Origin of the sequence: Pseudoalteromonas sp. APC 3691 (assembly GCF_030408135.1) — a bacterium.
Taxonomy (GTDB): Bacteria; Pseudomonadota; Gammaproteobacteria; order Enterobacterales; family Alteromonadaceae; genus Pseudoalteromonas.
The window spans coordinates 1-15396 of the sequence record NZ_JASDCB010000085.1 but is presented as its reverse complement, the minus strand read 5'-3'; the positions used below and the strand labels follow the sequence as shown (position 1 = coordinate 15396).

The following is a 15396-nucleotide window of genomic DNA, read 5'->3' as shown; positions in this document are numbered from 1 at the left end:
TGGCTTCCTTCAGACCCCACCGTTGGCCAGTGACGCCCTTGCCATTCAGATTATCTTCCCCTTAGTCAGGGTGATAAGGCATCTTTCAGCCTATCGGGTTTGCCAGCTTCGCTGGGCAAACAAAAAAGCGCTGCAAATATGCAGCGCTGTCATTACTTAACGGTTGTTTATTTAAACTTTGTACTTAAAATTAAAAGAAGCCGAGCGGATCTTCGCTGTAGCTTACTAATAGGTTTTTAGTTTGTTGGTAGTGACCCAGTGCGAGTTTGTGGTTTTCGCGACCAATACCTGATTTTTTATAGCCGCCAAACGCGGCATGAGCCGGATACATGTGGTAGCAGTTAGTCCATACTCGGCCTGCCTCAATTTTACGCCCCATACGATACGCTTGGTTCATGTTGCGGCTCCATACACCGGCGCCTAAACCAAATTCAGAGCTATTGGCAAGTGCCAACGCTTCGGCTTCGTCTTTAAAGGTCGACATTGAAATAACCGGGCCAAAAATCTCTTCTTGGAATACCCGCATGTCGTTGGTGCCTTTTAATAGCGTAGGCTGAATGTAATATCCACCGTTAAGATCATCGCTTAACTGCTCTACGTTGCCACCAGTAAGTACTTCGGCGCCTTCTTTTTTACCTATTTCGATGTAGCTTAATATTTTATCAAATTGCGCTTTAGACGCCTGCGCACCTACCATGGTTTCGGTATCTAGCGGGTTACCACGTTTAATTTGTGCAGTGCGCTGTAAAATGCGTTCAATAAATTGCTCGTAAATATCTTCTTGAATAAATAGTCGCGATGGGCAAGTACATACTTCACCTTGGTTAAAGTAGGCCAGTATTGCGCCCTCTATTGCTTTAGATAAAAAAGCGTCGTCTTTGTCCATTACATCGCTAAAGAAAATATTGGGTGACTTACCACCTAGCTCTACCGTTGATGGAATTATGTTTTCGGCGGCGCATTTTAAAATATGTGAACCCACTGGGGTAGACCCCGTAAAGGCGATTTTAGCAATACGGGTGTTGGTAGCCAGGGCTTCACCTGCTTCTTTACCAAAGCCATTAACTACGTTGAGCACGCCCGCTGGCAGTAAGTCGCCAATCACTTCCATCAGCACTAAAATAGAGGCAGGGGTTTGCTCTGCTGGTTTTAGTATTACACAGTTACCCGCAGCTAAGGCTGGGGCTAGCTTCCACGCTGCCATTAGTATTGGGAAGTTCCACGGAATTATTTGCCCAACTACACCTAACGGTTCATTAAAATGATAGGCAACGGTAGTTTCATCAATTTCACTAATACCGCCCTCTTGTGAGCGCAGGCAACCTGCAAAATAACGAAAGTGATCGGCGGCTAGTGGAATATCGGCCGCGAGTGTTTCGCGAATTGCTTTGCCGTTATCCCACGTTTCGGCAACTGCAAGTAACTCTAAATTTTGTTCAATACGGTCGGCTATTTTTAGTAATACGTTACTACGATCGGTAACCGATGTAGTACCCCACTGCGCTTTTACTGCGTGGGCTTTGTCGAGCGCAAGTTCAATATCGTCTTTGTCGGAGCGCGCTACTTTACAAAATACTTTACCGTTTACAGGGCTAATATTTTCAAAGTACTGGCCGTTTACTGGCTTTACCCATTCTCCTCCAATGTAGTTTTCGTATTGCGCTTTAAAGGTAATTAGTGCATCTTTTTCGCCTGGATTTGCATAAATCATAGTGATACTCTCTTGTTGTTATTAGCTAAAAGTCGAGCTATTAAATAAGTCTTTTTGCTTTATATTTAATCAAGTGCTGTTTTATAATTAATCAGCATTGATTGACATTAAACTATCAAACACTTAAAAGCATGTATTGCTGTCCACAAAAGTTGTCTATGAGTCCAGATTTAAAAGGGATTAAAATGCATACTCCGCAATTAAATAAGCAACGCCAGCAATTAAAGGTGCTAATTGAAAATAAAGTGACCTTTGCTGCCGATAATAGCGAGCTAAGTATTTACGATACTTATCAAAATGCACAAAAAGTAGCTTTGCATTCAAAAGAATTACTTTTTTGCGCCATGCTTAGTGGTAAAAAGGTAATGCATGTAGAGAGCTGCCAATACCATAAGGCATTTTTACCTCACGAATCCTTTGTATTAGCACCAGAGCAAGGGGTATTAATTGACTTTGAACAAGCATCTTTAAGCGCGCCTACTACCTGCCTTGCTATTGAAATAAGCACAGACAAAATAACGCAGGTGGCTAATGCACTCAATATTGAGCAACGCTTTGCCAGCGATGACTTATTTGCCTATACACCGCAGCTGGTACATAGCCAGCACAATAGCCAAACCCAACAACTTTTAGCGCGTATGGTGCATTTATTTAGTGAGCCCGACGAGCAGCGAGGTTATTTAATCGACTTATCGTTAAACGAGCTTATTACCCGTTTGCTACAGCAGCAAAGTCGAGATTTATTACTAAAAAACGGCAATAATTCGCAGCTTAAAACACCGGTAAATAATGCTTTGCAATACATAGAAGAGCACTTAAATGAAGCATTGGATATAGAGAGGCTGTGTAAAATTGCCTGCATGAGTCGCAGCAAGTTTTATCAACAATTTAAGTTGGCCTTTGGTACTAGCCCGGCACTGTGGCAGCAGCAACTTAGGCTTAAAAAAGCCTATAGTAAATTGTTGCAGGGGCGCACGGTTAGCCAAGCGTGTTATGAGCTGGGTTTTAATTGCCCTAGCCATTTTAGCCGCTTATTTAAACACGCCTATGGCGTACCACCAGCAAGCATTGCCAAGAAAAGTCATTAAGTGGTGGTTTAGATTAATTTTACAGCGAGGTTAATTGACGTTTCGTAGGCACTAAATGCGCCTACGAAACTTATTTTATTGTATTTTTTATTGCACATTAATACTGCGTATTAAAACCAAATTTCAACCTGAGCGCCTGCAACTAAGGCACTTTCGTCGCCCTCTTTGCCTGCAACACTTAACCCAGACTCTTGCCCGGCAGCCTTGTTCCAATCAAAATTACTTAGATAAAAGAAGAGTAAACAGAGTGGTAGGCTCCCTCAAAAGCGCTGCACTTAAACGCTATTAAGGGATAACGAGGGGATTTAAATCAAGCTAAATCAAACTAAAATAACTAAAAGCACATAAACTAATACCGGCTAATAACCATACTAATCCGTAGCTTTGCCAAAGTATTGCGTTATTATAAACCTGCTGCGGGTTATTTTTGTCAACTAACAGTGTGCAGGTTTTACCTTGTTTAAAACGGGTAAACATTTTTTCACGATATTCCACTAATACACTGTGCACCTGCCCATCAAAACGAAAACTCACTAGCATAGTTGGCTGATGCAACATTTCGGGTGCTGTTATTTGATTATTTGCCACGGCAGTTATTTGTTCTACAACACAAACCCGCCAGTGGCGTTTACTTACTTTACATTTTAACCAGCGTACAAATGGCAAAGTGCCAATTATTATAAATACCCCCCCCAACCACAACAGAGCCATACAACCACCTTTGTTTTTATTTTTATAGTTTACTAAACAACATACACAGCAAACAAAATGCCTAGACTATGTAGTACATACCTAGATTAATATAGCGCATTGGCTTTATTAAATACATGCTCAGATTACAAAGTTTTACCGCAAGCAACTTGCAGTTAACCTGCCGCACAAGCACAATAGCCGCATAAAAGAGGAGATCATTATGACCACAATTGGTATTGGCACCCAAACCAAAGAACAAGCACTCGCTAGCTTAAGCAATATGACCAGCGATTTAACCCCTATTCAACCGGCAGAGTATTTAACTCGTATAGCCAAAGCGCAAACGTATATGCAAAACAATGGCATTGATGCCATTTATTTAAATGCAGGTACTAACCTCGCTTATTTTACCGGTATGCGTTGGTATGCAAGTGAGCGTTTAGTTGGCGCAATTTTGCCAGCTAAAGGTGAAGTGCAATACATAGCTCCTTATTTTGAAATTGGCTCACTTAATGGTTTTAAAGTAATTGACGGGCCAATCCGTGGTTGGCAAGAGCATCAAAACCCATATCAGTTATTTGTTAATATATTAACGGAAATGGGTATTGCGGCTAATGGCACTATTGGTATTGACGAAAGCGCGCAGTTCTTTATTTTTGATGGTATTAATAAAGCGCAAACGGGCTTAAATTTAGTGAATGCCCAGCCGGTTACAGCACATTGTAGAATGCATAAATCAGCCAATGAGCTGGCGTTAATGCAACGCGCTATGGATATGACCTTAGTGGTTCACCAAGCCACGGCAAGCATGCTACACGAAGGTATTAGTACCACTGAAGTAGAAGAATTTATAAAGCTAGCGCATCAAAAAGTAGGTGCACCGGGTAACTACTTTTGTATCGTGTTATTTGAGCTTGCAACGTCATTCCCGCATGGGGTAAAAGATCCGCAAATTCTTAAAAAAGGCGACATGGTACTTATTGATACTGGCTGTAAAGTACATGATTACTTATCTGATATTACCCGCACTTATGTGTTTGGTGAAGCGACAGATCGCCAACGTCAATTTTGGAATAATGAAAAAGCAGCACAAATTGCAGCTTTCAATGCAGCAAAAATTGGCGTGCCATGTGAAGACGTAGATACAGCTGCGCGCAGCTACTTAGCCGAGCAAGGTTTAGGCCCTGATTACCAAACACCTGGTTGCCCGCACCGTACAGGCCACGGCATTGGTTTAGATATTCACGAATGGCCTTACTTGGTAGGCGGTAATAAAACACCACTAGCCGCTGGCATGTGTTTTAGTAACGAGCCAATGCTGGTTATACCGGATGAATTTGGGGTACGCTTAGAAGATCATTTTTATATGACCGACAGTGGTGCAAAATGGTTTACCGAGCCTAGCCACAGTATTGACGACCCGTTTGGTTTACAAAAGTAATATAAGCTCAAATTAACTAACATTTGTTTATTTAGCTTAAACGACTAAATACTACTGCGCAGTACAACACCACGCGCAGTAGTTTATTTTGTGAGTTGACGTTTAACCAATCGCTGTTTGTTTTTTTGTACGTTAGCCAACCACACTAAGGGTAAAATAATTAACGATGCGCCAATTATTAAGCCAAGTGTAGGCACTTCACCAAACCAAAATAAACCAACAACGACAGCCGCCACTAAGCCACTATATTCAGCGCTAGCAACTTGGCTCGATTCGATTTTGCTATAAACATACACGCAAATTCCCGCATAAATTAAAATAAACAGTGTAGAGCCAAACGCAGTAATGAGTGCAGCCCAATGCCATGGTTCGTTTTCCCACAGCGCCAAACCTAATCCCACAGGCATACCTACCAAATTGGTAAGTAACAAAGTTTGCATAATACTATGGTGCTTAGGTAACTTACGTATTAGTACATTATTTATTGCCAGTGTAATTGCGACTACAAGTGCAAATATAGCCGCCCAATTAATGTCGGTAGGCTGAATAACAATAAGTACCCCTATAAAGCCAATAACAGCCACAGCTATGCTGCTTTTTGTTAGCTGTTCACGAAATATCATTACTGCTAAAGGCAGCATTAATAAAGGCGCTGCATAAAAAATAGCGTTAGCGGTTGCAAGCGGTAAAGCTTTTAGCGCAAACACCATAAATATAATACCAAATAACCATACATGTCCGCGTACCGCATGCCATTTTAAACCGGCAAATAAATGTTTTTTATTCGCCGACAAACAAAACGGGAGCAAAATTAATACTGCGGTAAGTTGGCGCATAAATACAAACTGAAACGTGGGGCTTTCTGCTGGTAAAGTTTTAATTATAGCGTCAGAAAAAACCGCAATAATATTACCCACCACAAGTAATGTCATGCCTAAGCCAACTGATATTTTTTGCATTGTTACTCCGTGCCCGCAAATTAAAAACGCTAGCATAGAGCAATTCGTTTAATTATGTATAATGATTAAAATACTTTTAGTATGAGTTTAACTAATAATGAAATTACCCCCATTACGTGCTGTTCAGTGTTTTGAATCTGTAGCGCGATTAAATAGTTTTTCTAAAGCAGCAGAACATCTAAATGTGACGCAAAGTGCCGTGAGCCATCAGGTTAAATTACTAGAGCAATATTTAAACGAGCCGCTATTTAACCGCAGTGGCCGTAGCTTTTCGTTAACCGACGCGGGCAATCGTTACTATCAAGAAGTGAGTCATTCATTAACCAGTTTAGCCTCTGCCACACAAAAAATACGTTACGGCGAGCCTGGGCATATTCGTTTAGCACTTTATAGCTCATTAGCTGTAAAGTGGTTAATACCGCGATTAGAAAGCTTTAAACATGACTCGCCAGATATCGACTTAACTTTAAATATGATTGTAGATGAGGCGGATTTTAGCGACCGTGTTGCCGATTGTTTTATTACCACAACGCCACCTAAAGGTGAGTTTGTCAGCTTATTTTTATTTGCAGAAAAGCTTTACCCTGCTTGTGGCAAAGGCATGTGGCAGCAATTAAAAAATCAATCGCTGCCCAATGAATTATGGAAGCACCCGCTGTTGTCGGTGCAGTATGATGAGTCAGAGCAACGTAGCACCAATGACTGGCAGCAATGGTGTAAAAGCGGCGGCTTTGAGCTGCCTAAAAACGTAAGAGTTAATCACTTTAGTCACGTTATACTGGCCGCAGAAGCTGCGCGTTATAATTTAGGTATTACTCTTATTGATGCGTTTTTTATTGCCTCACAGCACGATAACCATTTAGTTAAGTTGCCACTGCATGGAGTTGAAACCGGCTGTAAATTTTATTTTGTATATAAAAAATCGCGAGCAAAACAAACCGATATTATTACCCTAAGCCGCTGGCTAAAAGCCCAGTGGGCCGAGGTTAAAAAATAAAATGAAAGTATTAAGTCATCATACTTCATGCCAGTTTATAGCTATAACTATTATTTGATTTTATACTATCTCTATTAATTTAAGCACAGTCTTTTTAAAGGATAATCATAACTCATGAGAAAACCGGCCCACTGGACCTTAAAAAGTATCGCTCTAGAATTAGGTGTGTCTAATGCTACGGTTTCTAATGCGTTTAATCGCCCTGATCAGCTATCGGCTAAACGCCGAGAAGATATTCTTGCAGCGTGTAAAACTTTGGGCTATTACGGGCCTAATAAGGCCGCGCAATCATTGCGTAATGGCACATTTAATATTGTCGCTTTAGTACTGCCCGATAGTGTGGAATACATGGTGTCGGATCCTGTGGCTAGCAGCTTTATGCGCGGTGTTACTTCGGTGCTTGAAAAAAACGGCATTAATGTTTTATTGTTTTCAGGTAATAGCGATACCCTTAATAACATAGTCGACTTTGTTGATGGTTTTATTTGTTATGGCCGTCCTCGTAATAATGCATTGGTTGAGCAGTTAAAAATAGTGTCTAAACATGTGGTGACTATTGACTTTGATATAGCCCGCAATGCCTCTGTAAATATAAATAATGAGCAAGCCAGTTACGAAATTGCTAAACACGTACTGCATAATCAAAATGATAAAGTCGCTATTTTGGGACTTAGATTACTTGATGAAAACGTATTGTGCCGCGTGTATGAGCATTACGAATTTGAAGCCGGACAATCTATTTCTCATCAACGTTTACGTGGTTATCAACGCGCTTTAAGCGAGGCAAATATTACGGTAGCTGACGATCGTATTTGGAATATACCTGAAAGTAGCGAACGTTTTGCCAATATTGCTGCAAAAGAAGTACTTAGTGCATCACCGCATCCTAACGTTATAATTTGTATGAGTGATTTAATTGCCCTTGCCACAATGCGAGAAGCAATAAAGCAAGGCATAAGAATAGGTGAAGAACTGCGTATTGTGGGCTTTGATGGTATTGATGAAGCAGCCCGGTTTGTACCTCGCCTCACCACTATTCATCAAAACAGCCAAGAAAAAGGCGTTATAGCCGCCGAATTATTTATTTCTAAAGAAGAAAAAACTCAGGAAGTCAGTTACGAATTAGAGATTGGTGCGAGTAGTTAGCTTACAAGCCTTGTAATCGTTTTATGTGTTAAAAAGCCAAGTTTAAGTAGCTTGGCTTTTGTTTTACATGGCGTTTGTAAATTACTTTTATAACATTAAGCTAAAAATGAATTTAAGTTAATCGTTGTTTCTTCATCTCCGTTTAGCTGCGTAATCAGTGCATGGCGCAATTTAAAATCAACAGTGAGTGAAATAGTTTGCTCATCTAGTTGCCACGATAAACAACACATACTGCCTTCACCTTGGGCACTAAATTCACCTGCAAACGCGGGGTGTGAATTGCGAATTTTAATTAATTCAATTAAACCTTTTACTACAGGCTTATTTAAGGCTTTGTCGATTATATTTGCATCTAAATATGGGCGGTTAATATCACGGCCTACATTTGTATTAGCTAATAGCTCCATGTCGTTTTCGCAAGCAAATAAGCCGCCGTAATATACTTGTGGTACACCTGGAGCAAAAAATTGAATTGCACGCGACAGTAAGTAATCAAAGTCTTTAGCGCCTAATGCGTTGTAGTACGTACAGTTAACTTGATATAAGTCGACATTACTCGCCGCAGCGCCAGTAGCTTGGCGGCTTTGGTTGTTGCTATTGGCGTGCATTGTTTCTACTAGGTTATCAATCTGCTGTGCATTTAATAGCCCTGGTTTGTCGCCCATTGGACCTGCGTCAATAATGCCAATACCGTCGTGTGTATCAAGTACGGTTAAGCAATTACGTGGCGAAATTTGTAACCATTTGAGTAGTGCATCTACATCGTTGTTAAATAAGCTGTGTAAAATAAGCGGTGGTAACGCAAAGTCGTAAACCATATTTACGCGTTTTGCCACTTCTACCTGAGTTTGATAATGGCTATGAATTTCTGCAATGGTTTCCATGCCTAAATCGTTTGCTTGCTTAGATAAGTTATCTAGGTAGCCAAACGTTTCATCAAGCATAAAGCAGTTAGTGCCCGCTTGCTTAATGGCGTAACCCGCCGCATCTAAACGAATAATATTTACATTGTTAGCCGAAAATTTAGTAAGTACGTTATTTAAATACGCAACACCGGCTTCTACTTTTACGTTTATGTCAATTTGGTTATCGGTAAAAGTGGTCCAAAAGTCATACGTTTTACCATCACCACATTTCATAGGGGTAAAGCAACTACCAGGACGTGGGCGGTAAATTGCTTTTTGCTCAGCTTCACTCATACCATTTGGAAATACATCATCTTTGGTTAAAAACAAATCCCAAAATTCTGATTGCTTACCCTTTGCTAATACATCTTGAAACTGAAAAGACTGCGCCGATACATGGTTAACAATTAGGTCTGCCATTAAATCGAGATCTTTACCTAATACTTGTATGTCTTCCCAAGTGCCTATTCTAGAATCAACTTCACTATGATCAATAGGGTCAAAGCCAGCATCGCTGCCATCAATAGGATTGTAAAATGGCAATAAGTGCACACCACCAAATACGCCTTTTAAAGGGCCGTTTAAAAGTGTAGTTAGCGCGCCTATATTTTGGCCAGTGATTCGATCAGCGTATGTGATCAATTGAACTTTATTCTTCATCATTGTGTGATTACCATGTTGAAACTTAATCGATTAAGATATATCTTTAACTAGCGAGTAAGAATTTACAAGTAATTTTTAATAATTTTACATACAAATTTCGTGGCTCACGTAATACTACAGTAAGCAACTGACTGACTTACGAAGTGTTAATAGAGAATTTAACGAGGAATAAACACATGACAAAATCACACACACACGTAAGCAGCGACCCACTGCAACAAATACGCTGGCTTACATACATGATGTTTTTTATGTTTGCCATGACCTCTGACGCAGTCGGCATGATAATCCCCGAACTTATAAAAGATTTCGGTTTGAGCATGACTCAAGCTAGTGCATTTCATTACGCTCCCATGGCATTAATAGCCTTTAGTGGCTTATTTTTAGGCTTTTTAGCTGACAGCCTTGGCCGTAAGAAAACCATTATGCTAGGTCTATTAATATTTTCTGCGAGTTGTTTTTTATTTGCATTTAGCACCAGTTTTACTTTCTTTTTAGTATTGCTTTGCTGCATAGGCTTGGCCATTGGTTTATTTAAAACCGGCGCACTGGCATTGCTTGGCGATATTTCGCATAGTAACGACGACCACACTAAAACCATGAACAAGGTTGAGGGCTTTTTTGGCATTGGCGCTATTGTAGGCCCTGCCCTAGTTGGTGTTTTATTAGTGCAAAACGTAAGTTGGACATACCTGTATATTACTGCGGGCGTAATGTGTTTAATTCTTGCTTTATTAGCATGGCGCGCAGACTACCCTGACGTAGTAAAAACAACTGAAAAGCCAGCCTCTTTGGCCACCACCCTAAAAATGGTAAAAAACCCCTATGCACTTGGCTTTTCTTTGGCTATTGCACTTTATGTAGCGACTGAAGTGGCTATTTATGTATGGATGCCAACGCTATTAAAGGACTACACAGGCTCTTGGCCGCTCCTTGCAACTTATGCACTTACTATATTTTTTATACTACGTGCTGCAGGTCGTTTTATTGCCGTATGGTTACTAAACCGTTATAGCTGGCAAGGTGTTATGGCTTATTTAAGCTTAGGTATTGCGCTTTGTTATGTGGGCACACTTATTGGGGGGGTTGATTGGGCTGTAGGGTTATTACCTCTTTCAGGTTTATTTATGTCTATGGTTTATCCAACTTTAAACTCTAAAGGTATATCGTGTTTTCCTGCTGAGCGCCATGGAGCCGTAGCCGGCGTTATATTATTTTTCACCGCATTATCAGCTGCTTTAGCTCCTTTATTTATGGGTATGATCAGCGATTACTTTGGCCATGTGCGCTATGGCTTTTACTTAGCAACAGGGTTTGCCGTGATTTTATTTGTAGCTATGTTGTTCAATTATTTACGCGACCCATCAATGAGTGCTTTACAAGAAAGTAACCCAACAGCTTAATAAACTTGTATCTCAATACAATAAAAAACACTTTTAAAATCAACATATGAATAATAAAAGAGCAAATTAAACACAAAATGATTTGCTTATTGTAAAATATTTGTTATTTTTACTTAATCGATTAAGTAAAAATAACAAATCCTATTGGGATCAACACAACGAGGCGTTCACATGACAACACACCACACACCTTTATATTTAATCAGTGCTTTGGCACTTGCTGTAAGCCAAGGCGTTCATGCACAAGATGAGCAAGAAACCAAAGTCCAAGCCAACAAGGGCCTTGAAACAATTGTTGTTACCGGTGTACCTCGCCGAACAACCATTATGGCGTCGAGTTCATCAGTAAGCAGTTTATCGCTTGAACAAGTAGAGGTGTCTACACCTCGCTCAACGGCTGAAGCATTTAGAATTATTCCGGGTGTTCGCGCCGAATCAACTGGCGGCGAAGGTAACGCTAACATTGCTGTTCGTGGTTTACCTGTAGCATCGGGTGGCGCTAAGTTTTTACAACTACAAGAAGATGGCCTTCCTGTTATGCAGTTTGGTGATGTTGCCTTTGGTAATTCAGATATTTTTATGCGATTAGATAATACGGTGCAGACTATCGAATCGATTCGTGGTGGCTCAGCATCTACTGCAGCAAGTAATGCACCTGGTGGCATTATTAACTTTATCTCTAAAAATGGCGAAAACGAATCTGGCAGTGTATCTACAACACTTGGCTTAGATTACGACAACGTTCGTACAGACTTTGAATACGGCACTTACTTAACCGATAGCGTGCGTTTTCATGTTGGTGGCTTTGTTCGACAAGGCGAAGGCCCGCGCGAAACAGGTTACACGTCTAATAAAGGTGGCCAAATAAAAGCTAACCTTACAAAAGATTTTGACAACGGTTACGTTCGCCTTTATTACAAACACTTAGATGATAAGAGTGTTGGCTACCTTCCTATGCCAATGTACTCAAATGGTGACTCTATTGCTGGCTTTGATGCGCAATCAGACACACCTCACTCAGCGTTATTTACTAAAACAGTACGTTTAAATAGTGAAAACCAAATCAGTAGCGGCGATATCCACGATGGTATGAATCCAAAGGTTGACTCTGTTGGTTTCGAAGCTGTATTTGATTTAGATAACGATTGGCGTATCGAAAACCGTTTTCGTAAATCATCAATTAGCGGTAACTTTAATTCACCTTTCACAGAACAAGTAGGCAGTGCAACATCAATAGCAGAAAGCATTGGTGGCGCAGGTGCAACCTTGAGTAACGCGAACACCGGTGAAGCATTTAACGATGGTTTAGCAATGAAGATGGTGACATTTGATGTCACAATGAATGACTTTGGATCTATAGTTAATGACTTTAAATTAACTAAATCGTTCGACGATGATACCAGTCTTACATTTGGTTACTATGCATCTACGCAAAACATTGCGATGTCGTGGTTATGGAACTCTTACGTAATGGAGCTCAAGGGTGACAATGCTGCATTATTAAATGTAACAGGTGCCGATGGCACTGAGTTATCTGAAAACGGTTTATACGCTTACAGTGCATTTGGTAACTGCTGCCAACGTGATTACGATACGGAATACGATACACGCGCCCCTTACGTAGCATTTTCTACTAAGCTAGGTGATGTCAGTATTGATGCTAGTGCTCGCTACGATAGCGGTGAAGCTCGCGGAACATACGCAGGTGCAGTGACTTCAACAGTAGATATGAACCGCGACGGTGAAATATCAATCCCTGAGCAAAACGTTGCAGGTATTGATACTGCAAACGCAAGTCCAGTAAATTATGACTGGAACTATTCTTCTTATTCAATTGGTGCTAATTATCAAATTGACCCAAGCCTTGCTACGTTTGCACGTATTAGTAAAGGTGGTCGTGCAAATGCTGACCGTCTTTTATTTGGTAAAGTACGCGCCGACGGCTCTGTTGCAAAAGAAGACGCTGTTGATGAAGTAAACCAGTTTGAGTTTGGTGTTAAGAAGCGCTTTGATTCGTTATCAGTATTTGCTACTGCGTTTTTTGCCGAAACTGAAGAGCAAAACTTTGAAGCAACATCACAAACATTTTTTGACCGTGAATACGAAGCAAAAGGGATTGAAATAGAATCTACTTACTTTATTGATGCATGGGATTTTCGCGGTAATTTAACCTGGACCGATGCAGAAATAGCAAAAGATGCGCTTAACCCAGATGTTGTAGGTAATACGCCACGTCGTCAAGCCGATTTAATTTACTCATTAATGGCACGTTACAACTATGAAAAAGGCGCTGCAGGGGTAAGTTTCATTGGTACTACCGATGCGTACGCTCAAGATAATAACGACTTGCAATTTGACGGCTACACACAGGTAAATGGCTTTGTAAGCTATGATTTATCTGAAAACCTTAATATTGCGCTTAATGTGAACAACCTATTTGATACAGTAGGTATTACAGAAGCAGAAGAAGGCTCAGTACCTGAAAACAACATTATTCGTGCCCGTGCTATTAACGGCCGCACAACGTCGGTAACTTTAAAATACGCTTTTAACTAAATGTGTATTGCGCTGCGGTGAGTAGTCACTGTAGCGCCTTTTAAAGTATGAATAATTAACACCCTTCACGTTTTTTAGCCTAGCCTTGCTAGGCTTTTTAGGATATTCCAAATGACCAAACTTCTGTGCTTAGGCGAGCTATTAATTGATATGCTGCCACAAGATGCGAATAACTCTGCCTATTTACCTATACCAGGTGGCGCACCTGCCAATGTAGCTGTTGGCTATGCAAAACTCGGAGGTGAAGCTGCATTTTGTGGTGGTAGAGGGGACGATCATTTTGCCAATCAATTAAGTAATGCATTAGCGCAATACAATGTAAATACAGACTATTTATTTACCATTGCAGGCTCACAAACCGCTATGGTTATAGTAAGCCTTGATGAAACCGGCGAGCGTAGTTTTGGCTTTTATCGCCATAACACAGCCGATGTACTATTAACCCAGGCGCATTTAGTGCGTATAAATTGGCAAGAAATAAGTACACTACACTTTTGCTCAAACACATTGACCGAATCAGCCATTGCCAGCACAACGGTTAAAGCGCTAGAACTTGCAAAAGCGAATAATAAGCTCGTCAGTTTTGATGTGAATTTACGCTACAGCTTGTGGGAAAACACAAACGATATAGCAAGCAATGTAAAAGCTTGTTACACCTATTGTGACATAGTAAAACTCTCGCGTGATGAGCTTAATTTTTTAGCCCAACATAGCGATACAACGAGCGATGATTACATTCAAACACTATTAAATACCGGAGTAAAACTGGTGTTTTTAACCGATGGGCCAGAGCCTGCAAAGGTTTACCACAGCGCATTTACACTTAACGAATCGGCACCAAAAATAAACGCCGTAGATACAACAAGCGCGGGTGATGCATTTATAGCGGGGGTTTTATACTACTTAAATAAATTGGGAAGTGATTTACCACTAGCAGATAAACTAAATGATAAAGCGAGCGTAAAAGACGCCCTGCACTTTGCTCTTAAATGTGGCTCAAAAGCCTGTTTAACTAAAGGAGCCTTTCCGGCATTACCTGTATTAGCTGATGTAATTTAAACGATTAAAGCCCCATATTACAGGGCTTTAAATTAGAGTTATATCTATTGCTTTATAAAGGTGACACCTTTGGGTATTTCATCTTGGGGTAACCGAGTAGAGTGCATTTGCGATAACAACCATTTATCGCCCACTTTTGATACAACAACGCTTTCTAACCAATAAATATCAATACTTCTTTCGGTGTTTTTAATATTGGCTTTATTCCAGTAATTAATAAATGCAACATCACCCACTACACGCGAATTTATAACACTAAAATAATTAGTTCTTATAAAGTCAGAAGGCTTAACTACATTTATAAAGTCATTAATAGTCCACACTTCACCGTGTTCTAAAAGTAGAAATGAATCATCAACGGCTACACGCATTTGCGAGTGATCAACGTTAGAAACAGCTAAAAAAAGATCGCTAACCGGCGTGAATATGTTGTTATCTTTTGCATGTATTGATGTAGAAAATATCAGGAATGTAATAAAGGTAAGTACTTGTTTCATTGTTTTTATAATATGTAATTTGCTCAATAATAATGAGTGTATTTTAATAGAGCAGTATTAACAATTGAAATAAAGCGAATGTAACTACTTAATAACGTTACCCATAGAGCATCGAGTAGGGTGAGGCTTATGCCTCATCCCTCTCACAGAACCGTACGTACGGACCTCGTATACGGCTCCTGTACCCTTCACATTTTATCAACTTATTTCCTAAACGCTGATAAAGCAAGCCATCCCGTATTCACTTTTTCTATTGGATATAAACCAAGCTCCTCAAA

Annotated in this window: 12 protein-coding genes and 1 pseudogene; 7 read left to right on the top strand and 6 right to left on the bottom strand. The window is 40.3% G+C overall.

Annotated elements, in window-relative coordinates:
- Positions 1-190: 190 nt before the first annotated feature.
- Positions 191-1711, bottom strand: a complete 1521-nt coding sequence (locus QL998_RS18850; RefSeq protein WP_011329851.1) for an aldehyde dehydrogenase family protein — start codon at positions 1709-1711, stop codon at positions 191-193.
- A 185-nt stretch (positions 1712-1896) separates the two neighbouring features.
- Here QL998_RS18850 and QL998_RS18845 point away from each other — a divergent pair, with 185 nt between their 5' ends.
- A complete protein-coding gene (locus tag QL998_RS18845) occupies positions 1897-2799 on the top strand; it encodes an AraC family transcriptional regulator (RefSeq protein ID WP_024605394.1) in 903 nt (300 codons plus the stop codon).
- Between the two features lie 110 nt (positions 2800-2909).
- On the opposite strand, the pseudogene QL998_RS20795 reads toward QL998_RS18845, so the two are convergent.
- Positions 2910-3020 (bottom strand): annotated as a pseudogene (locus QL998_RS20795) (hypothetical protein); the annotation flags it as partial.
- 94 nt (positions 3021-3114) lie between these two features.
- On the bottom strand, positions 3115-3510 hold the full coding sequence (locus tag QL998_RS18840) for a hypothetical protein (protein WP_290193274.1): 396 nt from the start codon (positions 3508-3510) through the stop codon (positions 3115-3117).
- 202 nt (positions 3511-3712) lie between these two features.
- On the opposite strand from QL998_RS18840, the gene QL998_RS18835 reads away from it, so the two are divergent.
- The gene (locus QL998_RS18835; protein WP_290193273.1) at positions 3713-4933 is read left to right on the top strand and encodes a Xaa-Pro peptidase family protein; all 1221 of its coding nucleotides are present in this window, start codon (positions 3713-3715) and stop codon (positions 4931-4933) included.
- A gap of 83 nt (positions 4934-5016) precedes the next feature.
- Here QL998_RS18835 and QL998_RS18830 read toward each other — a convergent pair whose 3' ends face one another.
- The gene (locus QL998_RS18830) at positions 5017-5892 is read right to left on the bottom strand and encodes a DMT family transporter (protein ID WP_010553617.1); all 876 of its coding nucleotides are present in this window, start codon (positions 5890-5892) and stop codon (positions 5017-5019) included.
- A 97-nt stretch (positions 5893-5989) separates the two neighbouring features.
- On the opposite strand from QL998_RS18830, the gene QL998_RS18825 reads away from it, so the two are divergent.
- Together QL998_RS18825 and QL998_RS18820 are read left to right on the top strand one after the other, a co-directional pair.
- Positions 5990-6889, top strand: a complete 900-nt coding sequence (locus tag QL998_RS18825) for a LysR family transcriptional regulator (protein ID WP_010553616.1) — start codon at positions 5990-5992, stop codon at positions 6887-6889.
- A gap of 114 nt (positions 6890-7003) precedes the next feature.
- Positions 7004-8035 carry a LacI family DNA-binding transcriptional regulator gene (locus QL998_RS18820; RefSeq protein WP_290193272.1) on the top strand — a complete coding sequence of 344 codons (1032 nt, stop codon included), beginning with the start codon at positions 7004-7006 and terminating at the stop codon, positions 8033-8035.
- Between the two features lie 95 nt (positions 8036-8130).
- Here the strand turns inward: QL998_RS18820 and gtfA are convergent, their stop codons facing one another.
- Positions 8131-9603, bottom strand: coding sequence for a sucrose phosphorylase (gtfA, locus tag QL998_RS18815; RefSeq protein WP_290193271.1), 1473 nt, complete (start codon positions 9601-9603; stop codon positions 8131-8133).
- 176 nt (positions 9604-9779) lie between these two features.
- Between gtfA and QL998_RS18810 the strand changes: the two genes are divergently transcribed.
- From QL998_RS18810 to QL998_RS18800, 3 genes are all read left to right on the top strand, one after another.
- On the top strand, positions 9780-11006 hold the full coding sequence (locus tag QL998_RS18810; protein WP_024597775.1) for an MFS transporter: 1227 nt from the start codon (positions 9780-9782) through the stop codon (positions 11004-11006).
- Positions 11007-11177: 171 nt separating this feature from the next.
- Entirely contained in the window at positions 11178-13562 is a 2385-nt protein-coding gene (locus QL998_RS18805) for a TonB-dependent receptor (protein WP_290193270.1), read from the top strand.
- Positions 13563-13673: 111 nt separating this feature from the next.
- A complete protein-coding gene (locus QL998_RS18800) occupies positions 13674-14621 on the top strand; it encodes a carbohydrate kinase (protein ID WP_290193269.1) in 948 nt (315 codons plus the stop codon).
- Positions 14622-14665: 44 nt separating this feature from the next.
- Here QL998_RS18800 and QL998_RS18795 read toward each other — a convergent pair whose 3' ends face one another.
- A complete protein-coding gene (locus tag QL998_RS18795; protein ID WP_290193268.1) occupies positions 14666-15118 on the bottom strand; it encodes a nuclear transport factor 2 family protein in 453 nt (150 codons plus the stop codon).
- Positions 15119-15396 lie beyond the last annotated feature (278 nt).

Bases quoted from the DNA above. Each gene is read 5' to 3' on its own strand.
- QL998_RS18850 (WP_011329851.1), bottom strand. From the start codon at position 1,711: ATGATTTATGCAAATCCAGGCGAAAAAGATGCACTAATTACCTTTAAA.
- QL998_RS18845 (WP_024605394.1), top strand. From the start codon at position 1,897: ATGCATACTCCGCAATTAAATAAGCAACGCCAGCAATTAAAGGTGCTA.
- QL998_RS18840 (WP_290193274.1), bottom strand. From the start codon at position 3,510: ATGGCTCTGTTGTGGTTGGGGGGGGTATTTATAATAATTGGCACTTTG.
- QL998_RS18835 (WP_290193273.1), top strand. From the start codon at position 3,713: ATGACCACAATTGGTATTGGCACCCAAACCAAAGAACAAGCACTCGCT.
- QL998_RS18830 (WP_010553617.1), bottom strand. From the start codon at position 5,892: ATGCAAAAAATATCAGTTGGCTTAGGCATGACATTACTTGTGGTGGGT.
- QL998_RS18825 (WP_010553616.1), top strand. From the start codon at position 5,990: ATGAAATTACCCCCATTACGTGCTGTTCAGTGTTTTGAATCTGTAGCG.
- QL998_RS18820 (WP_290193272.1), top strand. From the start codon at position 7,004: ATGAGAAAACCGGCCCACTGGACCTTAAAAAGTATCGCTCTAGAATTA.
- gtfA (WP_290193271.1), bottom strand. From the start codon at position 9,603: ATGATGAAGAATAAAGTTCAATTGATCACATACGCTGATCGAATCACT.
- QL998_RS18810 (WP_024597775.1), top strand. From the start codon at position 9,780: ATGACAAAATCACACACACACGTAAGCAGCGACCCACTGCAACAAATA.
- QL998_RS18805 (WP_290193270.1), top strand. From the start codon at position 11,178: ATGACAACACACCACACACCTTTATATTTAATCAGTGCTTTGGCACTT.
- QL998_RS18800 (WP_290193269.1), top strand. From the start codon at position 13,674: ATGACCAAACTTCTGTGCTTAGGCGAGCTATTAATTGATATGCTGCCA.
- QL998_RS18795 (WP_290193268.1), bottom strand. From the start codon at position 15,118: ATGAAACAAGTACTTACCTTTATTACATTCCTGATATTTTCTACATCA.